General features: G+C 57.7%; 23 protein-coding genes and 1 pseudogene. 16 read left to right on the top strand and 8 right to left on the bottom strand.

Annotated features, from left to right (window positions below; genetic code table 11):
- The first annotated feature begins 3 nt into the window (after positions 1-3).
- From CLH62_RS09460 to CLH62_RS09410, 12 genes and pseudogenes are all read left to right on the top strand, one after another.
- The gene (locus CLH62_RS09460; RefSeq protein ID WP_211285719.1) at positions 4-1,071 is read left to right on the top strand and encodes a TRAP transporter substrate-binding protein; all 1,068 of its coding nucleotides are present in this window, start codon (positions 4-6) and stop codon (positions 1,069-1,071) included.
- A gap of 136 nt (positions 1,072-1,207) precedes the next feature.
- A complete protein-coding gene (potA, locus tag CLH62_RS09455; protein ID WP_099617916.1) occupies positions 1,208-2,332 on the top strand; it encodes a spermidine/putrescine ABC transporter ATP-binding protein PotA in 1,125 nt (374 codons plus the stop codon).
- Positions 2,325-3,185 (top strand): spermidine/putrescine ABC transporter permease PotB, encoded by an 861-nt coding sequence (potB, locus tag CLH62_RS09450; RefSeq protein WP_099617915.1) that lies wholly within the window; start codon positions 2,325-2,327, stop codon positions 3,183-3,185. The genes potA and potB overlap by 8 nt, the downstream gene beginning before the upstream one ends.
- The gene (gene potC, locus CLH62_RS09445; RefSeq protein ID WP_099617914.1) at positions 3,182-3,952 is read left to right on the top strand and encodes a spermidine/putrescine ABC transporter permease PotC; all 771 of its coding nucleotides are present in this window, start codon (positions 3,182-3,184) and stop codon (positions 3,950-3,952) included. Before potB ends, potC begins: the two co-directional genes overlap by 4 nt.
- Complete coding sequence (locus CLH62_RS09440) at positions 3,949-4,989, top strand: extracellular solute-binding protein (protein WP_099617913.1); 1,041 nt, start codon at positions 3,949-3,951, stop codon at positions 4,987-4,989. Before potC ends, CLH62_RS09440 begins: the two co-directional genes overlap by 4 nt.
- A gap of 152 nt (positions 4,990-5,141) precedes the next feature.
- Positions 5,142-6,227: an extracellular solute-binding protein gene (locus CLH62_RS09435; RefSeq protein ID WP_099617912.1), complete on the top strand. Its 1,086-nt coding sequence runs from the start codon at positions 5,142-5,144 to the stop codon at positions 6,225-6,227.
- A gap of 5 nt (positions 6,228-6,232) precedes the next feature.
- Positions 6,233-7,327: an ABC transporter ATP-binding protein gene (locus CLH62_RS09430; protein WP_099617911.1), complete on the top strand. Its 1,095-nt coding sequence runs from the start codon at positions 6,233-6,235 to the stop codon at positions 7,325-7,327.
- A complete protein-coding gene (locus CLH62_RS09425) occupies positions 7,324-8,184 on the top strand; it encodes an ABC transporter permease (protein WP_099617910.1) in 861 nt (286 codons plus the stop codon). The genes CLH62_RS09430 and CLH62_RS09425 overlap by 4 nt, the downstream gene beginning before the upstream one ends.
- A gap of 4 nt (positions 8,185-8,188) precedes the next feature.
- On the top strand, positions 8,189-9,058 hold the full coding sequence (locus CLH62_RS09420) for an ABC transporter permease (RefSeq protein WP_099617909.1): 870 nt from the start codon (positions 8,189-8,191) through the stop codon (positions 9,056-9,058).
- A 63-nt stretch (positions 9,059-9,121) separates the two neighbouring features.
- Positions 9,122-9,427: pseudogene (locus CLH62_RS21235) on the top strand (antibiotic biosynthesis monooxygenase family protein); the annotation flags it as partial.
- Entirely contained in the window at positions 9,419-9,802 is a 384-nt protein-coding gene (locus tag CLH62_RS21230; protein WP_322868564.1) for a thiol-disulfide oxidoreductase DCC family protein, read from the top strand. The pseudogene CLH62_RS21235 and the gene CLH62_RS21230, both read left to right, overlap by 9 nt.
- Before the next feature lie 75 nt (positions 9,803-9,877).
- Entirely contained in the window at positions 9,878-12,139 is a 2,262-nt protein-coding gene (locus CLH62_RS09410; RefSeq protein ID WP_099617907.1) for a sensor domain-containing diguanylate cyclase, read from the top strand.
- Positions 12,140-12,143: 4 nt separating this feature from the next.
- Here CLH62_RS09410 and CLH62_RS09405 read toward each other — a convergent pair whose 3' ends face one another.
- The 7 genes from CLH62_RS09405 to CLH62_RS09375 form a co-directional block, all read right to left on the bottom strand.
- Positions 12,144-12,584 carry a universal stress protein gene (locus tag CLH62_RS09405; RefSeq protein WP_099617906.1) on the bottom strand — a complete coding sequence of 147 codons (441 nt, stop codon included), beginning with the start codon at positions 12,582-12,584 and terminating at the stop codon, positions 12,144-12,146.
- A gap of 38 nt (positions 12,585-12,622) precedes the next feature.
- On the bottom strand, positions 12,623-13,906 hold the full coding sequence (locus tag CLH62_RS09400) for a TRAP transporter large permease (protein ID WP_099617905.1): 1,284 nt from the start codon (positions 13,904-13,906) through the stop codon (positions 12,623-12,625).
- A 34-nt stretch (positions 13,907-13,940) separates the two neighbouring features.
- The gene (locus CLH62_RS09395) at positions 13,941-14,534 is read right to left on the bottom strand and encodes a TRAP transporter small permease (RefSeq protein WP_099617904.1); all 594 of its coding nucleotides are present in this window, start codon (positions 14,532-14,534) and stop codon (positions 13,941-13,943) included.
- Between the two features lie 108 nt (positions 14,535-14,642).
- Positions 14,643-15,671, bottom strand: a complete 1,029-nt coding sequence (locus CLH62_RS09390; RefSeq protein ID WP_099617903.1) for a TRAP transporter substrate-binding protein — start codon at positions 15,669-15,671, stop codon at positions 14,643-14,645.
- 141 nt (positions 15,672-15,812) lie between these two features.
- Positions 15,813-16,352 carry a YqiA/YcfP family alpha/beta fold hydrolase gene (locus CLH62_RS09385; protein WP_099617902.1) on the bottom strand — a complete coding sequence of 180 codons (540 nt, stop codon included), beginning with the start codon at positions 16,350-16,352 and terminating at the stop codon, positions 15,813-15,815.
- Positions 16,353-16,371: 19 nt separating this feature from the next.
- A complete protein-coding gene (locus CLH62_RS09380; RefSeq protein WP_099617901.1) occupies positions 16,372-17,370 on the bottom strand; it encodes an LLM class flavin-dependent oxidoreductase in 999 nt (332 codons plus the stop codon).
- Positions 17,371-17,454: 84 nt separating this feature from the next.
- Positions 17,455-18,084, bottom strand: a complete 630-nt coding sequence (locus CLH62_RS09375; protein WP_099618822.1) for a metallophosphatase domain-containing protein — start codon at positions 18,082-18,084, stop codon at positions 17,455-17,457.
- A 189-nt stretch (positions 18,085-18,273) separates the two neighbouring features.
- On the opposite strand from CLH62_RS09375, the gene CLH62_RS09370 reads away from it, so the two are divergent.
- From CLH62_RS09370 to CLH62_RS09355, 4 genes are all read left to right on the top strand, one after another.
- Complete coding sequence (locus tag CLH62_RS09370; protein WP_228152816.1) at positions 18,274-19,695, top strand: ethanolamine ammonia-lyase subunit EutB; 1,422 nt, start codon at positions 18,274-18,276, stop codon at positions 19,693-19,695.
- Positions 19,688-20,509, top strand: coding sequence for an ethanolamine ammonia-lyase subunit EutC (gene eutC, locus CLH62_RS09365; protein ID WP_099618821.1), 822 nt, complete (start codon positions 19,688-19,690; stop codon positions 20,507-20,509). The genes CLH62_RS09370 and eutC overlap by 8 nt, the downstream gene beginning before the upstream one ends.
- Before the next feature lie 39 nt (positions 20,510-20,548).
- Entirely contained in the window at positions 20,549-21,304 is a 756-nt protein-coding gene (locus tag CLH62_RS09360) for a putative 4-mercaptohistidine N1-methyltransferase (RefSeq protein ID WP_099617899.1), read from the top strand.
- A gap of 207 nt (positions 21,305-21,511) precedes the next feature.
- The gene (locus tag CLH62_RS09355) at positions 21,512-22,252 is read left to right on the top strand and encodes a ParA family protein (protein ID WP_099617898.1); all 741 of its coding nucleotides are present in this window, start codon (positions 21,512-21,514) and stop codon (positions 22,250-22,252) included.
- Positions 22,253-22,254: 2 nt separating this feature from the next.
- Here the strand turns inward: CLH62_RS09355 and CLH62_RS09350 are convergent, their stop codons facing one another.
- On the bottom strand, positions 22,255-23,031 hold the full coding sequence (locus CLH62_RS09350) for a GntR family transcriptional regulator (protein WP_099617897.1): 777 nt from the start codon (positions 23,029-23,031) through the stop codon (positions 22,255-22,257).
- Between the last annotated feature and the right edge of the window lie 53 nt (positions 23,032-23,084).

Below are 23,084 nucleotides of genomic sequence, written 5' to 3'. Positions count from 1 at the left end.
ACAATGACAATCCGGAAAACACTGCTTGCGGCCGTCGCTGCCGCAGCCACCGTCTTCAGCGTGTCCTCGGTTGCCGAGGAAAACTTTACTTTGCGCCTTGCGCAAACCTGGGGCCCCAACTCTCCAATTCTGGGAGAGACTGTTCAGCACATGGCGGACATGGCTGAAACCATGTCGGATGGCCGCCTGCAAATCCGCATCGATCCCTCAAACAAGCACAAGGCGCCTTTCGGAATTTTCGACCTGGTGCGCAACGGCCAGTACGACATGGGGCATACCGCGTCCTATTATTATAAGGGCACTATCCCCAATGCCATGTACTTCACCACCATCCCGTTTGGGTTGATTGCGCCTGAGATGTACGCCTGGTTCTACCACGGTGGCGGCATGGAGCTTATGCAAAAAGTCTACGGGCCCTACGGCCTGATGTCGTTTCCGGGCGGAAACACCGGTAACCAGATGGGCGGCTGGTTCCGTGAGGAAATTAAATCACTGGAAGATCTGAAAGGCCTGAAGATGCGCACCCCGGGGTTCGCTGGCGAGGTGATGTCCGAGCTGGGTGTGGCGGTAACCAACATTCCGCCGGGAGAACTTTACAGCTCGCTTGAGCGTGGCACCATCGATGCAGTGGAGTGGGTTGGTCCGGCCCTGGATTTCCAGATGGGCTTCCACCAGATCGCCAAGTACTACTACTCGGGCTGGCAGGAGCCGGGTGCGGAAGTGCAGTTCCTGATTAACCAGGCGTCCTGGGACAAGCTTCCGAAAGATTTGCAGGAGATCCTGCGAGTTGCCATGCGCACCGCCGCGTATGACATGTATATCCAGAGCACCCACGAAAGCGGCGTGGCCTGGGATCGCATGAAGGAGAATTACCCGGACGTGACCCACAAGACCTTCCCGCCGGAAGTCATTGACGCCCTCCGCAAGACGACTGAAAAGTTGCTGGCCGAGGCCGCCGCGAAGGATGAGCTTGCGAAGGAAATCATCGAGTCCCAGCACGATTACCTCCAGCAGGTTCGGCAGTGGACCAACATCTCGGATAAGGCCTATCTCAACACCGTTGCTGAGTAGAGCCTGAACACAGTGGTGGCCAGCTGAACGGCCGCCAAGCTAAAAAGAGGGGCGCGGGGTTCGGATTACCTCGACGCCCCTTTCTGTTTGTGTCGCTTTCTGGAAAAATAGGCCGCTCATTCCCTGGGCAGCGCCGATGAAACAGACACTGCTATCCCTGAGCAATCTCTCCAAGCAATTCAGTGGCAAAACCGTTCTGGATGGGCTGGATCTGGAGATCCTCGACGGCGAGTTCATAACTCTGCTGGGGCCTTCCGGTTGCGGCAAAACCACGTTGCTGCGTCTGATGGCCGGCTTCGAGCATCCGGATAAAGGGTCCATTACCCTGGCGGGGCAGGACCTTACCCACACAACGCCGGAGAACCGCCCGCTCAATACCGTATTCCAGCATTATGCCCTGTTTCCTCACATGTCGGTGTTCGACAACGTGGCTTACGGCCTGAAAATGGAGAAGCGCCCGAAAGGCGAGATTCGCCAGCGTGTCGAGGATGTTCTCGCCATGGTTCAGCTGCAGGATTTCGCCCAGCGCAAACCGCATCAGCTTTCCGGTGGCCAGCAGCAGCGGGTTGCCATTGCCCGGGCGGTGGTCAAGCGGCCGCGGCTGTTGTTGCTGGATGAGCCACTTTCGGCACTGGATTTTAAACTGCGCCGCACCATGCAGGTTGAACTGAAACGCTTGCAGCGGGAACTGGGTATCACCTTTGTGTTCGTCACCCATGACCAGGAAGAAGCGCTGTCCATGTCTGATCGGGTCGTCGTGCTCAAGGACGGTCTGGTGCAGCAGCTTGGTACACCCCGGGAAGTCTACGAGCGACCGGCAAACCTGTTCACTGCCCGTTTCGTGGGTGAAACCAATTTCTTTCCTGGCACGGTGGATTCGGTCCACGACGGCTCAATCACCGTTGATGTGTTTGGCCTGAAGCGAACCCTGCGCCGTCCGGATTTCCCGGTTCGCGAGGGCCAGAAATTGCACGTTCTGCTGCGCCCGGAAGATATCCGTGTTCTGGATCCGGCAGATGAACACGGCGTGGCCGGCAAGATTGTCGAGCGTAATTACAAGGGCAGTACCCTGGATTCGGTGATTCACCTGACCGACGGCACCGAGGTTCTGGCCAGTGAGTTCTTCGATGAAGATGACCCCGCCTTCGATTATCGACTGGGCGAGCCGGTGAAGGTGAGCTGGGTCGATGGTTGGGAATGGCTGCTTCCTGAGGAAGTGGCTCCGGAACAGTCAGAAGAGGAATTCCCGGCCGATGCATAGTGTTATGCAGCAGCCGTTCAAAACCGCAGTTCTTATACTGGTCTGGGGCTGGCTTCTTTTCCTGGTGTTTGTTCCCAACCTCCTCGTGGTTGGCGCAAGCGTAATGACCCGGGATCCGGCCACGTTTCTGTCCCTGCCCCTGAATCTGGATGCCTATCGTCAGCTGTTCGACCCGCTGTACCTTGAGGTGTTCCTGCATTCGCTCTACATGGCAGCGATGACCACGCTGGTGTGCCTGCTGATCGGGTATCCGTTTGCCTGGGCATTGTCAAAAGTCGGAAAGCAGCGGCAGCTGGTGCTGATCTTCCTGCTGATCGTGCCGTTCTGGACCAATTCCCTGGTAAGGACTTATGCGCTCAAGCTGATTCTCGCCACCAACGGTTTGCTCAACAGCGCGCTGATGTCCATCGGGCTCATCGATGAACCGCTGCAGTTGCTCTACACCGAAGGTGCTGTGATCATCGGGCTGGTGTACCTGTTGCTGCCGTTCATGATCCTGCCCCTGTATTCGGTGTTCGAGGATCTGCGGCAGGAGTTGCTGCTGGCTTCCCACGATCTGGGCGCAGGCCGGTTGTCCACCTTCATTCACGTGATAGTGCCGCTCACCCTGCCTGGTGTTCTGGCAGGTGTGATGCTGGTGCTGTTGCCCGCAATGGGGCTGTTCTTTGTGCCGGACATTCTCGGCGGCTCCCGGAACCTGCTGGTGGGCAATGTCATCAAGAACCAGTTTCTTGATGCCCGTAATTGGCCCTTCGGCGCCGCCGCCAGCATCGTTCTGACCGTGACCATGGCCTTTCTCATGTTCGCTCACCGGCTCAGTAAGCGGCGCCTGGGTGAGGAGGGCGGCTCATGAGCCGGTGGTTACCCCGCATCTATCTGACTCTGGTTTACATTCTGATCTACGTGCCCATCGTGGTGCTGGTGGTGTTTTCGTTTAATGAATCCCGCACCGGGTATTCCTGGGGTGGGCTGGGCCTGCGCTGGTATGAGTCACTGTTCGACAACCGGGCCATGGTCGGTGCCATGTGGAATTCCCTCTGGCTGGCGCTGTCGGCGGCCACGGTTTCTACAGTAATCGGGGCGCTCACAGCCCTTGCCCTGCATCGTTACCGGTTTCGAGGCAAAAAATTGCTGAACGGCATGCTGTTTGTGGTGATGATGTCGCCGGAGATTGTGCTGGCGATTTCCCTGCTGGCGCTGTTTTTGCTGGTGGGATTGCAGCTGGGCTATGTATCCCTGTTACTGGCTCACGTTACCTTTTGCCTGCCTTTTGTGGTGATTACCGTGATGGCCCGGCTGAGCGGTTTTGATGAGAGCTTGCCGGAGGCCGCCCGGGATCTCGGTGCCTCCGATTTCACCATGACCCGCACGGTGTTGATTCCCGTAATCATGCCTGCATTACTGGCAGGCTGGCTGCTAGGGTTTACACTGTCCCTCGATGATGTGGTGGTCAGTACCTTTGTGAGCGGCCCCGGTTATGAAATTCTGCCTCTGCGCATTTACTCCATGGTGCGTGTGGGCCTGAAACCTGAGGTGAATGCCCTGGGCACACTGTTGCTGGTGTTTTCACTGGTTATGCTGATGTTGTCTCAATGGATTCTGATAAGGAGCAAACGATGAAGAAACTGGCACTGGCCGGCTTGCTGGCGGTGGGATTAATGGGTTGCAGTTCCGAGGAACCACAGGTTCTCAACCTCTACAACTGGTCTGAGTACATGCCCCAGGAAGTCCTCGACCGATTCACCGAGGAAACCGGCATCCCGGTGGTTTACACCACCTACGACAGCAATGAAGCCATGTACGCCAAGCTGAAACTGCTGGACGACAGTGCGGCCTATGATCTGGCGGTACCTTCGACTTATTATGTCAGCAAGATGCGCCAGGAAGATCTGCTGATGCCCATCGATCGCAGCAAGATTGAGGGCTTCGATAACCTGGATCCGGAACTCACCAATCTGGATATCGACCCGGACAACCAATACAGCGTGCCCTATCTCTGGGGCACCACCGGCCTGGCGGTGGATACGGCGGATATTGCCGGTGAGTCTGTAAACGCCTGGGAAGACCTGTGGGATGAGCGCTTCGAGGGCCGGGTGATGCTCACCAACGACATGCGCGAAGTATTCCACGTCGGTCTGCGGGTTCTGGGGTATTCCGGTAACAGCACCGATCCGGAAGAAATCGAGGCCGCCTACGAGAAGCTGTCTGAACTGATGCCCTCTGTTCGTACCTTCAACTCCGATGCGCCCCGCATGCCCTATCTGGAAGGGGAAACCGACGTGGGCATGATCTGGAACGGCGAAGCGGTGATGGGCAAGGAGGTTATGCCGAGCCTGGAATACGTCTATCCGGAGGAGGGCATCATCGCTTGGCTGGACAGCTTCGTGATTCCGAAGAACGCGAAGAACCCCGAAGCGGCGCACAAGTTCATCAGCTTTGTTCTGCAGCCTGAAATTTCCGCGCTGATCAGTGAGGAAATTGGTTACGCCACACCAAATCTGGCAGCGCGCGATCTTTTGCCGGACGAAGTGGCGAACAACCGGGCCAGCTACCCAACCGCTACCGACATGATCAATGCCGAGTTCCAGACCGACATTGGCGAGGAAGCCTTGCAGGTATACGCCAAATACTGGGAGATGCTGAAATCCGGTCAGTGAGCGGTACTGAGCCAGGTTGATCACGGTGAAACGGAGGCCCAAGCCTCCGTTTTTTTGTTCCGGGTTTCACAAAACTGCAATACATGGTCTATAACTTCCTGATAACAAATGGTTAGCAAACTTTCGAACTTACCATGAGAAAAGGAAACGTTATGGCCAGGTCCTCTCGTTCGACACGGAAGCACGCGGTGCTGTTGTCTGCCACTCTCGCCACCGGCGGTTTTGCCAACGCCACCGCAGCTGAAGAATTGCGTCTGATTACCTGGGGTGGCTATGCCCCGGATGATGTGGTTGCCCAGTTTGAGGAAGAAACCGGGATAGACGTTCAGGTGACGCTCTCCAATAACGAAGACATGATCTCCAAACTGCGGGCCACGGGCGGTGCCGGTTTTGATCTGGCGCAGCCAAGCCAGGACCGCATTGTCGGCGTGCAGCGCCAGTTCAATATCTACAAGCCCATCGATTTCAGCCGGGTTGATGCCGACCAGTTACAGCCGGCCATGGTCAAGGCCACACAGGACTCCACCGAGCTGGATGGCAAGTATTACGGCGTGCCGTCAGTCTGGGGCACCAGCGGTCTGATCGTGCACAACTCGGTGGCAGATGTGGTCACCGATTACACCGACCTGTGTGATCCGGCCGTGGCCGGTGAGGTGAGTTACCGGCTCAAGCGGCCGACCCTGATCGGCTTCGCCTTTGCGATGGGCATGGATCCGTTTGCGGCTTACGACAATCGCGAAGAGTACGAGTCCATCCTGGCGAAAGTTGAAGACAAGCTGATCGACTGCAAGAGCAATGTGAAGACCTACTGGACCGGCGGTGATCAGTTGCTGGCGCTGCTGCGCACCGGGGAAGTGACTGCGGCCATGGCCTGGGATGCCGGCGGCTGGAAACTCAATGCCGAGAACCCCGAGATCCGCTTCGTGGCTCCGGACTCTGGCGCCCTGGGCTGGATCGATACCTTCGCCATTCCCCGCCGTAGCGAAAACGAAGAGGCCGCTTACAAGTGGATCAACTTCGTGATGCAGCCGGAAATCGCCGCAAAGATTACTAACGAATCCGGTAACTTCACCGCCTCCAAAGGCGCGGACGAGTATGTAAAGGCAGAGCTGCGGGATGCCTATCGCGCCAGCTTCGATGACTCTGCCATCAACAATATCAAGTGGTACCCGCCGGTTCCGCCGGGGCTGGAAACCATGGAAGGTCAGGTGCTGGACACCGTCCAGGCCGCGAACTGACCACTATGGCAATGGATTCAGACCTTTTCTGTGAGGGTCTGGTCCGCCGCTTTGGCAGTAATGCCGCGGTGGACCATATCTCCCTGGACGTGCCCGCGGGCACGTTTTTCTCCATTCTGGGTCCTTCCGGCTGCGGCAAGACCACCTTGTTGCGGTTGCTGGCGGGCTTCGACAAACCCGATGAAGGCGATATCCACATCCGTGGCCAGCGCATGAACGATGTCCCGCCCAACCGCCGGCCGGTAAACATGGTGTTCCAGCATCTCGCCCTGTTCCCCGCCATGTCGGTGGGTGACAACATCGGTTACGGCCTGAAACGCCGCAAAGTGCCCGTCGCGGAAAGGCGCAAGCGTATTGCCGGGGTGCTGGAACAGGTGGGTTTGCCGGGGCTTGAATACCGTGACCCACAGGAACTCTCCGGCGGCCAGCGCCAGCGGGTGGCCCTGGCCCGTTGCCTGGTGCTGGAGCCGACACTCCTGCTGCTGGATGAACCTCTCGGTGCCCTGGATCTGAAACTTCGTGAGCAGATGAAGGTGGAGCTCAAACATCTTCAGAAACAATTCGGCACTACCTTCGTGTACATCACCCACGATCAGTCCGAAGCCATGGTGATGTCCGATCAGGTGGCGGTGATGCGGGAGGGCCGGTTCGACCAGGTGGCACCACCGGAGGAGCTTTACCGGGAGCCTGCGACGCCCTTTGTCGCGGGGTTTGTGGGCGACAACAATCGCCTGGCCGGGGAGTTGGTGGCCATTCGGGACAACCTGGCGGAAATACGCCTGGACGATGGCTCTCTGGTTCAGGGCAGGGTGGCCTCCGGTGATCTGGAAACCGGCAGGCGGGCGGAATTGTACATTCGGCCCGAATCGCTGGTGCTCTCCGGTGATGCCCTGAGTACCGGCTTTTCTGCCATGCAGGCGAAAGTGCGCACTACCCTGTTCGATGGCGCCAACAGCCGGGTGGAGGCGGAGAATGGCGGCCAGCCGGTGTATGCCCGGCTGCCTCAGGATGGCTCGGCGCCGAAGCTGTCAGCCGGTTCGGCAATCCGGCTGGCCTGGGACCCGGTGCTGGCCCGAGTCTTCGGAGCGGATAACCCGTGAGGTCGTCTGTCAGCCGTTTGTCACTCTGGTTATTGCTGACGCCGTTTCTGCTGTGGATCGTGTTGCTCGTGCTGCTGCCCCACCTGCAGATGCTGCGGGTGTCATTCCAGGTGCGGGAAAGCTGGGATACCCTGACCTGGGGCCTGCAGCAATATCAGAACTTCTTTACCGAGTCCTATTACTGGCGGACCTTCGTGCGCACCGGCGTCATGTCTCTGTTCACCACCTTTCTGACCCTGATTATTGCATTCCCGATTGCCTGGTACATTGCCCGGCTCGCCCGGGGCCGCTCCAAGGGCATTCTGTTCATGGCCTGCCTGATCCCATTTTGGGCCAGTGAGTTGGTGCGTACATACGGCTGGATGATTCTGCTGCGTGAAAGCGGGCTGTTCAGTTCCTGGCTGCAGGCGCTGGGCTGGGTGGATGGCCCGGTGGAAATGCTTTACAACGATGTGGCGGTGATTATCGGCCTGGTCTACAACGGCTTGCTGTTCATGGTGGTGCCGCTGGTGACGACACTGGATGGCATGGACGAGAACCTGGTGGAGGCGGGCTACGATCTGGGCGGTGGCCACGGTACCGTGTTGCGGGAGATTGTGGTGCCCTGGGCAATGCCCAGCATTGTCTCTGGCTGCATTGTGGTGTTCATGCTTACCCTCGGAAGCTATCTGACGCCGGTGCTGATGGGTGGCAAGGACAGTGCCTGGTTCACAGAGCAGATATTCACCCAGTTCATCACCCGGTTTAACTGGGAGCAGGGAGCGGCGCTTGGGGTCCTGCTGCTGGTGCTGTCGTCGGTCATCGTCTGGCTGGGCCTGAAAGTGTCCGGCCAGTCCCTGCGCAAGGTGATGGGGTGATGCGATGATTCGTTCCGTGCCTCGGTCCCGACTGTTCGATGGTCTATACCTGGCGTATCTGGTGGCGTTTTTTGTCTACCTGGCGCTGCCGCTGCTGGTGACGGCCGTCTTTGCCTTTAACGACGCCCCTTTTCCGTCGCTGCCCTGGAAAGGCTTCACTCTCGACTGGTATTTCGCCGATGGCTCCTATTCCGCTGATGGCTCCGCGGGGCGCACCGGGCTGTTCCACGATGATGGGCTGCTCAGGGCACTCTGGGTCAGCGCCAAAATTGCTTTCTGGGTCACCCTGGTGAGCGTGGCTCTGGGGTGTGTAAATGCGGTGCTGTTCGAGCGGCTGCATTTCCGGGGCAAGGAATTCCTGTATCTGCTTATGCTGCTGCCGCTGGTGATTCCGGGCGTTATCCTGGGGGTTTCCATTCTGGTGTTCTACAGCGGCATGGCCAACGATATTTCGGCGGCCTGGGGCATTGAGCTGGATGTGTTCCGGCCAGGGATGACCCTGGTGGTGATGGGTCAGGTGACGTTTATCGCAACCCTGAGCACCCTGGTCATTGCCGCCCGTTTGCGCAAGTTTGATCCCCAGCTTGAAGAGGCAGCCCTGAATCTGGGCGCCACGCCGTTGGTGGCCTGGTTTACCGTAACTTTGCCCTGGCTGCTGCCGTCCATCTTCGGGGCTGCTGCCATGGCCTTCCTGATGTCCTTTGAAAACTTCAACACCACCGTTATGCTGACCGGAAGTGACACGCCACTGACGGTAGCGTTGTTTAACCGTTTGCGGGAAGGGTCGACACCCGTACTGAATGCAGTGGCGCTGCTGTTGATGGTTGGCTCGGCACTCCTCGCTTTACTTGTGATGGGCCGTTCTTCACGTTAAGGCCTCTGCTGTTTCTGCGGGGAGAGGGTGACCGAGTCGGACAGGGAGCAACCGGGAGGTGCCATGAAGTTCATGTTTGAAGTGCATGTCCGGGAAGGCCACACCGCCGAGGAATACGCGGACGCCTGGGTCCGGGCCAGTAGAATCATCCAGCAGGCCCCGGGTGCCCGGGGCACCGAGCTGCACCGCAAGATCGGCGATCCCAACACCCTGATTGCGATTGCGTCCTGGGAGAGTAAAGAACAGCGGGACGCCATGGAGAACCAGCATAATCCGGAAGTGGCAGCCATCATTCGCTCCGCAGCGCCGTTTGTCGAGATCAGGCCCATCGGCGAGTTTGCCGACCCGGAATGGGTCGTGATGCCCCCAATGACAGAATCAGGCAACATCATTCGCGTTTTCTATGACGGCGCCTGTCCCAGTTGCCGCCGAGACCGGCGTCAGTATGAACGCCTGGCCGGCGGTGCCGCGGATCAGGTGGAATGGGTCGACATTACCGGGCGGGATGAGGAGTTGAAGGCCAAAGGGATCGACCCGAAAGCGGCGCTTCAGGAACTGCATGTGGAGGACCAGTACGGTGTTGTCCACAGTGAGCTGGACGCATATGCCCTGTTAATGTCCCGGGCGCCATTACTCAAACCCCTGGCCTGGCTGATCAGTCTGCCGCTGGTTCGACCGCTGCTAAGCCGGCTCTATCATCGCATGGTCGAAAGGCGTCTTGAGCGCACCGGCCGGATGCCCTGATATAGGCCTCTGGATTTTCCAGGGAGTAGTTTATAATCATGGCTGACCGCCAAACAACGCAGATTTGCCTTCCTGATGCCCCTGTTTAGCCTGCCACGACTGATCATCGTTCTGCTCCTGATTCTCACAATGCCTTCCCAGGCTGTGGCAGCATCACAGGCCGTAACTGAAGGCTGGGAATACCGCTGGGGAGACTCCCCGTTTACCCCGGAGGGTGTGCCCGAGTGGGTGCTGAATGATGAACCAGGCCAGTGGCAACGTATCGGTTTTCCTTCCAACCCCCCGGGCCGAAAAGGGGCTGAAAACGTCTGGTTCCGGGTCACTTTGCCTGAGGGGGAGTGGCAGGAGCCGGTGCTTTATATCTTCAGTGTTGATCTGATCGTCCAGGTTTGGGTCGACGGTGAGCAGATCTACCAGTACGGAAACTTCGATTCCCAGGGGAGGGGGCGGTTTGAAGGCTGGCCCTGGCACGAGATCGTGCTCCCTCAGGGCTACGAAGGCAAACCGGTGTATTTCCGGATCTTCTCCAACTACACGGATATTGGTTTGTGGGGGGAAGTCTCCATCATGGACCATCCGGATCTGGTGCTGTACATCCTGAAGAACTCGCTGGAAGCACTGGTTATCGCTGGTTTTGCTACGCTCATAGCCCTTCTTGCGATGATCTTTTCGCTCCTGCAGACGGAAAAGAGAACCTTTGCGAGCATCTCGTTGTTCACGCTTTCTTCCGCCCTGATGCTGGTCTCTGAGAGCCAGGCCAGCCTTTTGATCGCCTATAAGCCATTGATGTGGGATTACCTGGCCGCGGGTTCCTATTACATGCTGCCGGTAGCAATGGCACTGTTGCTGGAGCAGTGGCTGACCAACCATCGGCCCTGGGTGATCAACCTGATCTGGAAGATTCACCTTGTGTATCTGGTTGGCGCGCTGCTTGGTGCTCTGGCTGGCGTGTTTGACCTTTCCTCCACATTCCCTCCGTTTGACGCCCTGTTTCTGGTGTCTCTGGTTGTCATCTTTGCAGTGGTTGTTCGCCGCATCCGCTGGATGTTGAGGGAACAGCAGGTTCTTCTGCTGGCGTTTGGAATCTTTTGTGCCCTGCTGATTGTTGATATGGCGGTGGCCCACGGGGTGCTGCCCTGGGGCAGGGTACCTGTGAGCTACGGCATGCTACTGTTCTCTTTGGCAGTGGTCCTGATATCCCTCTGGCATTATGCGGGCACCCAGGAGGCCCTGACGCGGTTGAACGTCTCCCTTGAGGAAAAGGTGGCTGAACGTACCGCCAAGGCAGAGGCGCTTGCTCACCGGGAGCAGGCCAGGGTGCGAATGCTGACCTTCGAGAATGAAAAGAACCGGATTCTCGGTGATGTGATTGCCCAGCTGCAGGATTGTCCTGGCCTGAAGCAGGCCTTCGCGCTTCTGATCCGGACTTTTCCTGATCTCTGCAGCCCCCTCCAGGGGGCTTTTTATCAACGGGGTTCCGGCGAACGCTACGACCGGGTTGCCGTCTGGGGTTATGGTCGCCCGGCTCCGTTGCCGGTTGTGCTTGATGCCCGTAAAGGCCTGCCCAGGCCCTCAATATTGCCGGAGCTGAAACAGTCGCAGGAGTCCGGAGGATTGGGTGAGGATGGGAACAGTACAACCCTGTGCTTCTGGATCAATGTGGAATCAGCCAGCGCCGGTATCGTGACCGAGGGCATCCTGTTACTTGAGGGTGAGGGTGTTTTCGGAAAAGCGGAGAGTGAATACGGCTCAGCCCGGCTGTTCTCCGCCCTCGACCAGTCGATACAGAGAATTGGCATAACCCTTTCCAGCATTGCCCTGAGGGAGGAGCTTCAGAAATTCTCTTATGAGGATGCACTGACCGGACTCAAGAATCGCCGTTACTTCGATCAGCTGTTCGAGCATGAGAGCGCTGTGGCCCAGCGCAATGATCTGTCCCTTTCGCTTTTGGTCGTCGATATCGATCATTTCAAGCGCTTCAACGATACCCACGGGCATGAAGCCGGCGACCGCGCCCTGCAGAGGGTAGCAAGCATCCTTCAGAGGCAGTTCAGGGAAAGCGATATCGTCTGCCGGTACGGCGGCGAAGAGTTTGTGGTGATCATGCCGGGTGCGACTTCAGACGCTGCCAGAGATAAGGCCAATCAGCTGTGTGAGGCGGTAAGGGAAGAGCCTATCACCTACCAGGACCGGAATCTTGGCGTACTGACGGTCTCCGTGGGTGTTGCTAACTGGCCCGACAGCAGTGACAGACCTGAACAGATCCTGAATCGGGCCGACCAGGCGCTTTATCGCGCCAAGAAGGCCGGCCGTAATCGCGTGGAGGTATTCGGGTAGGCTTTTAAACCACCAGCACCGGGCATTTGGCGTGCGACGCCACCCGGTGGGATACACTGCCGAGGAACATGCCGTCCTTGTCGCTGTGAGTACCCCGGGTGCCAACTACAATCAGGTCCGCCTCTTTGTCCTTGGCAAATTCGATGATAACTCTTGATGGCTTGCCTGCCTTGACGAAGCCCCTCACATGGGTCGCACCGCGTTCCTTTGCCAGTTCCTTGGCGTGATTGACAACCCCCTTAGCGTATTCTGACAACACTTTATCGGGAATATCCATGCCTTCCGGGCGCCCGATCGATAGCGATGCCTCAAACAGGCTGTGATGCTTGTAGACGCAGAGCAGGTAGATCTCGGCGTCGGTCAGTTTCTGCAGCTCTATGGCCTTTGTCAGGGCATCGAACGACGTCATGGAGCCATCGACGGCAACCAGAATCCGTTTGAACATGTTGCTCTCCTATGTATTCACCCTTCAGGGTGATCAACTCACCTGAAGGCCAGGTCGCGCAGGAACAGGGCAATCTGGGGGAAGGCGATGAGCAATCCCGCGGCGGCCACCAGCATAAAGATAAACGGTGGAGTGCCCCGGATAACTTCAAGGTAGGGCCGCTTGAAGATGGCAATCGCCGTAAAGATGTCACAACCAAAGGGTGGCGTGGCCGACCCGATGGCCACCTGCAACGTAATAAGCACACCGACCAACACCGGATCCAGTCCCGTGGCTTCAATGGCGGGCGCGAAGATCGGCGTCAGAACGAGAATGACCACAATCGGGTCAACGAACATACAGGCAATAAAGAAGGCAATGCAGATGGTGATCATCACGCCAACCGGGCCCATATCGCTGACCCCGACCGAATCAAGAATGGCCTGGGGAATCTGGGCAAAGGAAATAATCCAGGAGAAGCCGGTGCCCACCGCAACCAGGATGAATACCACAGCGGTAATCAGGCCGGTAGACTTGGCAATGCGGTAGATGTCCGGCAGCTTGAGCGACCGGAACACCGCGAACTCGAGCAGGAAGGCATAGAGTACGCAGACTGCTGCCGCTTCGGTGGGGCTAAAAATGCCGCCATAGATGCCGCCGACAATAATGACCGGGAAAAACAGTGGCCATAAGGCGTCTCGCATGGCTGTGCCTCGTTGGCGCCACGTGGATTTTTCCTCGGTGGGAAGCTTGTTGACGTGGGCGTAGATCAGGCAATAGATCGAAAACATGACCAGAATCATTAGTCCGGGGCCAATACCGGCAATGAAGAGTTCGGCAATGGACGTCTCGGAGATAACCCCGTAAATAATGAAGCCAATACTGGGGGGGATTAGAAAAGCAATGTCACTGGAGTTGATGATCAGCGCGAGCGAGAACGAGTCGGAATAACCCGCTTTGAGCAGTTTTGGCCGCAAGGGCGAGCCAACCGCTACAACTGTTGCCTGGGTTGATCCGGACACGGCACCGAACAGGGTGCAGGAGGTGGCTGTACTGATGGCCAGGCCGCCTTTTACGTGGCCGATAAACGCCATAACCATGTTGATCAGCCGGTCAGCGGACTGGCCGCGTGTCATGATGTCTGCCGCCAGGATAAACATCGGAACCGCGATCAGCGATGCGGGGCGAATGCCCGCCATCATCTGCTGAATGAAGGTTCCCATCTGTCCGAAGCCATCGAACATCATTACGAAGCCAACAAGGGCACCGGCGATCAAAGGCACCATCATCGGGAAACCCAGCAGAAGCAGCCCGATCATGATCACCATCATTATAGTTGCCATGATTTTTTTCCTTTGTTAATGCAGCTTCAGAGGGTCAGACCTCGGACTCGGTATCTGCGTAGCCATCCACAACACCGGTGGACAGGTAAACATCCTCGCTGGTGAAGTTCTTGATAGCGGTGAGGAAATACTGAATGCCGGTAATGGCAAAGCCTACCGGTGCCCAGATGTATATCCACCAGATTTCAAACCCAAGCGCCGGCAGTATTCTGCCCCGGCTGTAAAGAGTTTCGATGTAGCCGTAGGAGTGATAGCACAGGAAAAACATCAACACCGAGGTGACCAGGGCAATGAAGATCATGAGTACTTTTCGGCCTTTTGGGGGAATAGCATCGTAGATGGCTGACATCCGGATATGCCGACCGTGGCGGGCTGCGTAGCCTATACCTGCGAACGTGATCAGAATGATCAGTATTCGGTTGATCTCACCGGAGAAGAAAAACCCTTCACCAAATACGAAGCGGGCAATGACATTAGCGCAGGTGTTAATAGCCATCAGGATCACGCCCATGGCGAGCATGAATGCTTCCAGTTTACTGATGAAGACATCGATGGTTCCCAGAAATCCGGGCAGGCCAGACTCAAAGGAACCGGTGTCGTCTTCAAGATCCGGGGAATTCTCGGACATGGGGTCTGCTCCAGAGCATGTCGCTCCCGGCCGGTAGGAATCCCCGGCGGGGCGGGGTTAGTACAGCTTCCCGCCGGCATGCGCCGGCGGGAATAGTTCCTCTGAGGTTCAGTCCTTCTGAACTTCTTTCAGGTCTTCCTTGAACTGGTTAAGCAGCTCTTTTCCGCTTTCACCAGTCATTTCGATGAATTTCTTCTCCACCTGAGGCGCGCGGGCCTTGAAGGCTTCGATCTGTTCATCAGTCAGACGGGTAACGGTAACCTCGTCACTGGCTTTCTTGATCTTGGCCAGTGCTTCGTCGGCGAGGCCGTCAATGTGCACAATGATTTTCTCAAAGGCGTAATCTGCTGCGTCCTGAACCAGCTTCTTGTCCTCGTCGGCGAGGCCGTCATAGAAGTTCTTGTTAGCCATCATTGCTGTGGTGAACCAGCCATGACTCGTGAATACCAGGTTTGGGGACACTTCATACAGTCCGCCGGACTCGATCCAGAAAATCGGGTTTTCCTGACCCTGGATCATATTGGTCTGCAGAGCGCCGTATACTTCACCCCAGGGTAGCGGGGTCGGGGTTGCACCGAAGGCGGAATAGGTTTCAGAAAGAAGTGGGTTGGTCATGACCCGGATCTTCTTGTTGTTGAAATCCTCGGGCTTGGTGACAGGCTCGTCGACTGTCACAACCATTTCACCTTCCGGGTACATCTGCAGGAGCTCCAGACCATTCTGGGCATACAGCTTCGGAAATGCTTCGTTGATCGCATCACTTTCCCGGAAGAACTGAATGACCGTATCCATGTTGGTGGGCATCAGGTAGGGAATGAAGAAGATCTGGGCTTCGGGAATCAGTGCGCCGGTGAAGCCGGGGGACTGGTTCACGAATTGGAGGATGCCGGCCTGGGTCTGCTCCATAATGTCGTCAGACTCACCCAGCTCACCAAACCGGTAAACCTGCACGGTGTGGTCAGAATTGTCTTCGATATATTCCTTGAAATCGTATGCGAACACATCCTGCACGTCACCTTCATACTCTTCGTGCGCATACCGCCAGTTAGCGGCGTTCACAGAGTTTGCTGCGGTCATGGCCGCGAAGGCGAAAGCTGAAAATCCAGCCAGTTTCTTAAACTTGCTCATGCTGCTCATCGGGTTGTCTCCGTTTGTTTTTTTGCTGAAATTTATTGTTACATTATTAAAGACTGGCAAAACAAAGCGGTTTTCGCAAGAAAATGGCCAAAACAATCATTTCAGCGGTGGCAGTTTTTCCGGTTTCGCAAGTTCATGAAATCACGGTCTATTCATATCTGAAAGACAGCTTTTAAGGAATTGATGGAACTCAATGACGACCCGGCCAACACTGTTCTCCAATCGGTGGCCATCGGGCAGAACCAGGATGGGTAGTGCCTGTTCCCGGGCCAGGTTGAGGACCGGCATAACCGGAACCACATGGTCATCCCAGCCATGAATGATCTGGCTGTAGCGGGCCCGGATTACCGGGCTGGACTGGGGGTATTTGGCCATCGCCAGTGCGGGCGCCAGGAGAAAGCAGCCAAGCACCGGTGTTTCCGAGCTGGTCTGGGCACACACCCAGCCACCCATACTGGAGCCCGCCAGAATGGTGTTCGCCGGCGTTGCGCCGCTACGGTTCATGGCTTCACGCATCTGCGCCAACCGGGTTGCCGGGTCTTTCGTGCCTCGGTGATCAATGGCGTGGGCCTGAACATTGTGAAAGGTCTCGGCCTCGGCTTTCATGGCCTGAATCTTGGTGCTACCCGGCCCGCTTTCCAGGCCATGGGAGAGGAAGACGTGGGTTGTGGCGTTTGTCATCGGGTTGGTGCTCCGGCAGCTATTTTTGCTTTTGCCTGGTGTTTGCGAGGATATCCAGTGCGTGACGGCGCTTCGCAGGGTCGTAAATGTCCACGGTGAACATTAATTCGTCCACTTCAACGGTCGACAAGAGCTGATTCAGTTGTTGCCCGATGGCTTCAGCATCGCCCAGCAGTTGTAACGCCAGGAAATCCTTAACACTTGCCTTCTCACCGGCATTCCACAGACCGTCCATGGAGTCCACCGGTGGCTTCATCCACAGGGGCTGGCCCCTGAACAGCGCAAGAATGCGCTGGTAGCTGGTGGTCGCCAGGTGTTGCGCCTCTTCCATCGAGTCAGCGGGAACTGCCGGAAGCGCCAGGATGGCGTAAGGCTCGTCGAGCTGTGCAGACGGTTGAAAGTTATCGCGATAGACCTTCAGGGCCTCCCGGTAGAGCCGGGGGGCAAAGTGCCCAGCAAAGGCGTAAGGCAGGCCGCGCATCGCCGCCAGCTGGGCACTGTAAAGACTTGAGCCCAGTAGCCAGATGGGCACGTTGGTGCCGGCACCGGGTATGGCTTTGACTGGCTGGCCGGGGTGCAGGGGGCCAAGCAGCGATTGCAGGCGCGCCACATCTTCGGGGAACTGTTCCGCGCCCAGTCCATCACGCCTCAGAGCTCGGGCGGTTACCGGATCGGTGCCTGGCGCACGACCTAATCCAAGATCAATCCGTCCCGGGTAGAGGCTTTCCAGAGTGCCAAACTGTTCGGCAATCACCAGTGGTGGGTGGTTTGGCAACATGACACCGCCAGAGCCGACCCGGATGCTGTCTGTTTTCCCCGCGATGTGGCCAATCAGAACCGAGGTGGCAGAGCTGCTGATACCTTCCATGTTGTGATGCTCGGCCAGCCAGAATCGTTTGAATCCCAGCTTCTCTGCCTTTTGGGCGTAGGCAACGCTGTTGGCCAGTGTGGTGCCCACCGAGTCGCCTTCGCGTACGGAGGCAAGTTCAAGCAGCGAGTATTCAGGACGTTCAGGCATGGAGCTCCCGGGGTGATAATGTAATTCCTAGGAATGAAACATGGCGCCCAGGAGTGCCTGTTTCAAGGTTAACCGAGCTTTGACTTACAGATCGACGATAATCGGAGGGTTAACCGGCTTGAAGCTGCCTGTGCAAGTGCTGGCGTTAACGTGCAGGCAGTCGCCGATCTGTTCCTGTCCGTGGTCCTCGTGGATGTGTCCGAACACATGTAGCTTCAGTGACAGCCTGGCCACCCGCTCGGCCAGATCATCACAGCCTGGGCGAATGGTTCCGGTCGGTGAACTGATCCTGTCCAGAATGCCGGCCGGTGGCCCGTGGGTGATCAGCACGTCGGTGTCATCGGGTATCTGGGCCCAGCGCTCAGCAATAGCCTCGCCCCGCTCCAGATTGAAGGCCCAGTTGAAGAACACCGGAGTCCAGGGGCTGCCCCAGAACTTGAGCCCCTCAAGCTCCAGTGGGCTGTCCTGCAGGTAATGGGCGTGGCGCACCAGTTCCCGGGCTTCGGCCGGTTCGTCCTGGAAGCACCAGTCGTGATTGCCGGCAATCAGAATCTTGTTTGGATGAGGCAATTCCGAGAACCACCGATCCAGGTCCGCAAGTTCGTCCAGGGTGCCTACGCCCAGGCAATCACCGGCGTGGATCAGCAGATCGCCGTCGGGCACCTCGATCTGGCGGTGCATGCTGTGGGTGTCGGAAATGCAGACAATTCTCATGGTGTGCTGGCCGTTGTTGTGTTGCTTTCGGGCATTCACTCAGGTTCCACGATAGCATTTGCCGCCGGTCATGCGTTCATGCTTTTTCCGGGCGCCTCCATGGGATCAATCCGGCGCCCTAAGAGCGTCTATTGAACCGCCTGCGTAATATTCACCTAAGATAGCTGTAGAGGGTTTCGCAGGGAGAGGATGATGTATCGGTTCAGTCTGGGTGATCGGCGCTGGCAATTCAGGACGCTGGCCGATTTGATGGCAAAGGCAACACCGGCGCGCTCGGGCGACCGTCTGGCCGGCATAATGGCGCATACCGCGGAGGAACGGGTGGTGGCACAGATGGCGCTGGCCGAACTGCCCCTGAAAACCTTCCTGAATGACGCACTGATTCCCTATGAACAGGATGAGGTTACCCGCCTGATTCTGGACGATCACGATGGGGCGGCGTTTGAGCCCATCTCTCATCTCACCGTGGGGGACTTCCGGAACTGGCTGTTGAGTGATCTGGCCACACCGGAGATGCTGGCGCGGATCCGGGCCGGGGTTACCCCGGAAATGGCGGCCGCAGTCTGCAAGATCATGCGCAACCAGGACCTGATTCTGGTGGCCGCCAAGTGCCGGGTAACGACCGCTTTTCGCAGTACCATCGGCTTGCCGGGGCGGATGTCGACCCGACTGCAGCCGAACCATCCCACCGATGACATTACCGGCATAGCGGCCAGCATTCTTGATGGCTTGCTCTACGGCAGTGGCGATGCTGTCCTGGGCATCAACCCGGCCACGGACAACGTTGCCCAGAGCGTCCGGTTGCTGCACCTGATGGATGAGGTGATCCGCAAATACGGGATTCCGACCCAGTCCTGCGTTCTGACTCACGTGACCAATACTCTGGAGGCCATCGAACAGAAGGCGCCGGTGGACCTGGTGTTCCAGTCCATTGGCGGTACCGAGGCCACCAACGAGAGCTTTGGCTTCAATCTGGCAACACTGGCGGAAGCCCGCGACGCGGCGCTGTCCCTCAAACGAGGCACCGTCGGCAACAACGTGATGTACTTCGAGACCGGACAGGGCAGTGCGCTGTCGGCCGATGCCCATCACGGGGTTGATCAGCAGACCTGTGAGGCACGGGCCTATGCTGTGGCCCGCAAATTTGATCCTCTGCTGGTTAACACCGTGGTGGGTTTTATCGGCCCGGAATACCTGTTTGACGGCAAGGAAATTACCCGGGCGGGACTGGAGGATCATTTCTGCGGCAAGCTACTGGGCCTGCCCATGGGTTGTGACATCTGCTACACCAATCATGCCGAGGCCGACCAGAACGACATGGACAACCTGCTGACGCTGCTGGGCGTGGCCGGTTGCAACTTCATCATGGGCATTCCCGGCTCTGACGACATCATGCTGAATTACCAGACCACCTCGTTCCACGATGCGCTCTACCTGCGTCGGGTTCTGGACAAGCGCCCGGCGCCTGAATTCGAGCAGTGGCTGACGAAGATGCAGATTTTCCGGGATACTGAAGGCAAGGAGCCGGCGGACGGCTTGCCGGAGGCCTTCCGGGCCAGTCTTGCTCATTTGCCAGGCGAACGGCCTGATGGAGAGCTGCCTGATGAGTAACAGTACTCCGATTGTCACCGACAACGCCTGGCGCCGACTTTCAGCCTGCACCGACGCCCGGATTGGCCTGGGCCGGGCGGGCATCAGTCTGCCGACCCGGGAAATGCTGGCATTCCAGCTGGCGCATGCCCAGGCCCGGGATGCGGTGCATCTGCATCTGGATACCGACCGGCTCATGGCTGAGCTGGCGGCGCTGGAAAGCCCTGTTCTGAAGCATGGTCCGGTTTATCTTGAGAGCCAGGCCACAGACCGGATGACCTATCTTCAGCGCCCGGACCTGGGGCGCAGGCTCAGTCAAAGGTCCTGCGACCGTCTTGATGAGCTCGGGCATACGGGTGACGCTCCGGTGGATCTGGCACTGGTGGTGGCGGACGGCTTGTCGTCCTATGGTGTGCAAAAGAACACCCTGCCGTTCCTGGACGCGCTTATGAATGAACTGGGCGCTGATGCCAATCACTGGGAACTGGCGCCAATCGTGGTTGTCTCTCAAGGTAGAGTGGCCATCGGTGATGACATCGGCCACCGGCTCAACGCCCGGTGCGTGGTGGTGCTGATTGGCGAGCGCCCGGGCCTGAGCTCGCCAGACAGCCTGGGGCTTTACCTGACCTGGGGCCCAAGGCCAGGACTGACCGATGCCAGCCGTAACTGTATCTCCAACATCCGCCCGGCGGGCCTGAAAGCCTCGGCTGCCAGCCAGCGGCTGGTGTATCTGCTCCGGGAGTCGCGTCGCCAGCAGGTCTCTGGGGTGCCGCTTAAGGATCGGTCGGAAGATTTGGTCATTGAGCAGGGAATAGAGAACTTTCTGTTACGCTAGAGCGTATTGAGCGGATAACAAGCCGAAGGAGAGCTCCCCGTGCAGCAAAGCGCGTTCTATGAAAACGATACCACTCTTGCCCAGTATCTGGAGTTTCATTTTGGCGAACGGTGGCACGGCGAGGCCAATTTCCCCAAGGCACTGGCCGATGCGGCCATGGATGCGATGGGTGGCCGGCCGCTGCAACGCGCACTGGATATTGGTTGTGCCTGTGGCAGAACCAGCTTTGAGCTGGCCCGCTATTTTCAGCACGTTGACGGCATCGATTTTTCCAACGCCTTCGTGGACAAATGCAAGGAGGTGGCCCGGGAAAAACGGGTGCGCTATGCCCGCCCGGAAGAGGGCGAGCTGGTGACCTACCAGGAGCAGACGCTGGCCTTCCTGGGGTTGGAAGAGGCCGCCAGTCGGGTGGCTTTCCATCAGGGCGATGCCTGTGATCTGAAGCCTGAGTTTACCGGTTACGATCTGGTGCTGGCGGGCAACCTGATTGACCGCCTGTATCAGCCTTCACTTTTTCTGACCACCATCCACGAGCGAATTAACGAACTCGGCTTGCTGGTCATTGCCTCGCCTTATACCTGGCTGGAGGAATACACCCCGAAGGAGCATTGGGTTGGCGGATTCAAAAAGAACGGTGAGGACTTCTCTACGTTCGATGGCCTGACCGAGATGCTGGCGCCCCATTTCCGTCTGCTGTTTGAGCCCTGGAGCCTGCCTTTTGTTATTCGGGAAACCCGGAACAAGTTCCAGCACAGCTTTTCTGAGCTGTCCGTCTGGGAAAAAGTGAGCCAGTGAAAGGGGGGGCGAGGGCAGGAGTAAGTAAAGGAGTAAGGAAAGAAACAAGGTTTTTCTGACGGCCACCAAGGCTGTCATCAAACTGTCACCCGGCAAGCGTATTCTGAGAACTTATCAGGACGACATGCATTGTGTTGTGCATCGTGTGAATGCTTTGACCGGGGACTTCCCCGGTTTTTTTATGCCTGAAAAAAAGGACATGGCAGGATGAGGACCATTGCGTTTTACAGTCTCAAGGGCGGCGTTGGAAAAACCGCAGCCGCGGTGAATATCGCTTATCTCGCCAGCCAGGCCGGCTACTCCACCCTGCTCTGGGATCTTGATCCGCAGGGGGCGTCCAGCTGGTATCTGGCTGGTGCCGACGAGGTGAAGGGGCACAAGCTTTCTCATCTGCTCAAGGGCAAAACCCCTATTGCCGAGTTTATCCACGAAAGCGAATACGCGAATCTGGACTTCATTCCCTCCCACACCAGTTTCCGTAATCTCGATGTAAAGCTGGATCAGGAAGACGGCAGCAACCTGATCAGGCAGTGGCTGGCGCCACTTTCGGAAGAAACCAGTCTGGTTATTCTCGACTGCCCGCCCTCACTGTCCAGGCTTTCCGAGCAGGTGCTCAAGGCGGCCGATGAGGTGTTTGTGCCGGTGATTCCGACCTGGCTTTCCCTCAACAGCTGGAAGCAGTTGCAGGAGTTCTCGAAGGACAAAAAGCTGAAGCCCTCCAAACTGCACCCGTTCTATTCCATGGCAGACCGGCGCAAGGGCCTGCACCGGGAGCTGATTGACGCCCAGGATGAGATTCTGCCCAAGGGCCTGAAGACCATCATCCCGAACGCCAGTGTGGTTGAGAAAATGGGCGAGGAAGGCACACCGGTGGAGTTGCTGGCACCCGGCTCGGTGGCGGCAGACGCCTATCGCAGGCTGTGGAAAGAGATCCGCCGCCTGCTCTGAATTCAGATCCGTGAAAGCTTGTCCCGGCGAAGAGACCGCTCAAGTCGCCGGTGATTCTCGCTTCGCTCCGAGAGAACTTTCTGCACATACTGGATGTGGGTGCCGGCCAATTCCCGGGCATCCTCGGCCCGGCCCTCCATGATTGCTTCAAACAGCATCCGGTGCTGGTCCACCAGGCCTTTCCGGGTTTCCACCTCTCTCTGATACATCCCGCCGATGTTGGTCACCACGTTGCTCTTGAGCATGTTGAACAGGTTGCGGATGGTGTGCAGCAGAATCACGTTGTGGCTGGCTTCGGCAATGGCCAGATGGAAGCGGGCGTCGGCCGCCCCTTCTTCTTCCAGATCCCGGTCAGTGTCGTTGGCATAGCAGGCCTGCAGGGCTTCGTAAGCGTTCTTCAGGTGAGCCCTGTCCACCTCGGTGGCTCTCAGTGCGGCGTAGTAGGCGCAGTCTGCTTCAAGCGTCCGTCGGAATTCCAGCAGGTCCCGTTGGGCCTCGGGCCGGTTTTCCAGCAAAGGAATCAACGGGTCACTGAAGCTGCCGCCCAGGGACTCGGTCACGAAATTTCCACCGCCCTGGCGGCTTATAAGAAGACCTTTTGCCGAGAGTTTCTGAACTGCCTCCCGCAGGGAGGGGCGAGAAACCCCGAACTGCTCCGCCAGAACCCGTTCCGGAGGCAGCCGCTCCCCCGGCTGCAGGGTGCCTTCCAGAATCATGGTTTCCAGTTGTTCCACGATGGTATCTGCGAGTCGGCGCGGGGCGATGTGTCCGATGTCCATGGGTAGCTGTCTCATTTTACGTCTTTCAATATTGGTCATACCAATACCACAAA

It is taken from the genome of Marinobacter guineae, from assembly GCF_002744735.1.
Taxonomy (GTDB): Bacteria; Pseudomonadota; Gammaproteobacteria; order Pseudomonadales; family Oleiphilaceae; genus Marinobacter; species Marinobacter guineae.
The sequence above is the reverse complement of the archived record's forward strand: the minus strand, read 5'-3'. Positions and strand labels throughout refer to the sequence as shown.

Bases quoted from the DNA above. Each gene is read 5' to 3' on its own strand.
- CLH62_RS09420 (WP_099617909.1), top strand. From the start codon at position 8,189: ATGATTCGTTCCGTGCCTCGGTCCCGACTGTTCGATGGTCTATACCTG.
- CLH62_RS21230 (WP_322868564.1), top strand. From the start codon at position 9,419: ATGCCCCCAATGACAGAATCAGGCAACATCATTCGCGTTTTCTATGAC.
- potA (WP_099617916.1), top strand. From the start codon at position 1,208: ATGAAACAGACACTGCTATCCCTGAGCAATCTCTCCAAGCAATTCAGT.
- CLH62_RS09350 (WP_099617897.1), bottom strand. From the start codon at position 23,031: ATGGACATCGGACACATCGCCCCGCGCCGACTCGCAGATACCATCGTG.
- CLH62_RS09460 (WP_211285719.1), top strand. From the start codon at position 4: ATGACAATCCGGAAAACACTGCTTGCGGCCGTCGCTGCCGCAGCCACC.
- CLH62_RS09400 (WP_099617905.1), bottom strand. From the start codon at position 13,906: ATGGCAACTATAATGATGGTGATCATGATCGGGCTGCTTCTGCTGGGT.
- CLH62_RS09370 (WP_228152816.1), top strand. From the start codon at position 18,274: ATGATGTATCGGTTCAGTCTGGGTGATCGGCGCTGGCAATTCAGGACG.
- CLH62_RS09440 (WP_099617913.1), top strand. From the start codon at position 3,949: ATGAAGAAACTGGCACTGGCCGGCTTGCTGGCGGTGGGATTAATGGGT.
- CLH62_RS09395 (WP_099617904.1), bottom strand. From the start codon at position 14,534: ATGTCCGAGAATTCCCCGGATCTTGAAGACGACACCGGTTCCTTTGAG.
- CLH62_RS09355 (WP_099617898.1), top strand. From the start codon at position 21,512: ATGAGGACCATTGCGTTTTACAGTCTCAAGGGCGGCGTTGGAAAAACC.
- CLH62_RS09380 (WP_099617901.1), bottom strand. From the start codon at position 17,370: ATGCCTGAACGTCCTGAATACTCGCTGCTTGAACTTGCCTCCGTACGC.
- CLH62_RS09390 (WP_099617903.1), bottom strand. From the start codon at position 15,671: ATGAGCAGCATGAGCAAGTTTAAGAAACTGGCTGGATTTTCAGCTTTC.
- CLH62_RS09405 (WP_099617906.1), bottom strand. From the start codon at position 12,584: ATGTTCAAACGGATTCTGGTTGCCGTCGATGGCTCCATGACGTCGTTC.
- potB (WP_099617915.1), top strand. From the start codon at position 2,325: ATGCATAGTGTTATGCAGCAGCCGTTCAAAACCGCAGTTCTTATACTG.
- CLH62_RS09430 (WP_099617911.1), top strand. From the start codon at position 6,233: ATGGCAATGGATTCAGACCTTTTCTGTGAGGGTCTGGTCCGCCGCTTT.
- CLH62_RS09385 (WP_099617902.1), bottom strand. From the start codon at position 16,352: ATGACAAACGCCACAACCCACGTCTTCCTCTCCCATGGCCTGGAAAGC.
- eutC (WP_099618821.1), top strand. From the start codon at position 19,688: ATGAGTAACAGTACTCCGATTGTCACCGACAACGCCTGGCGCCGACTT.
- CLH62_RS09435 (WP_099617912.1), top strand. From the start codon at position 5,142: ATGGCCAGGTCCTCTCGTTCGACACGGAAGCACGCGGTGCTGTTGTCT.
- CLH62_RS09410 (WP_099617907.1), top strand. From the start codon at position 9,878: ATGCCCCTGTTTAGCCTGCCACGACTGATCATCGTTCTGCTCCTGATT.
- CLH62_RS09375 (WP_099618822.1), bottom strand. From the start codon at position 18,084: ATGAGAATTGTCTGCATTTCCGACACCCACAGCATGCACCGCCAGATC.
- potC (WP_099617914.1), top strand. From the start codon at position 3,182: ATGAGCCGGTGGTTACCCCGCATCTATCTGACTCTGGTTTACATTCTG.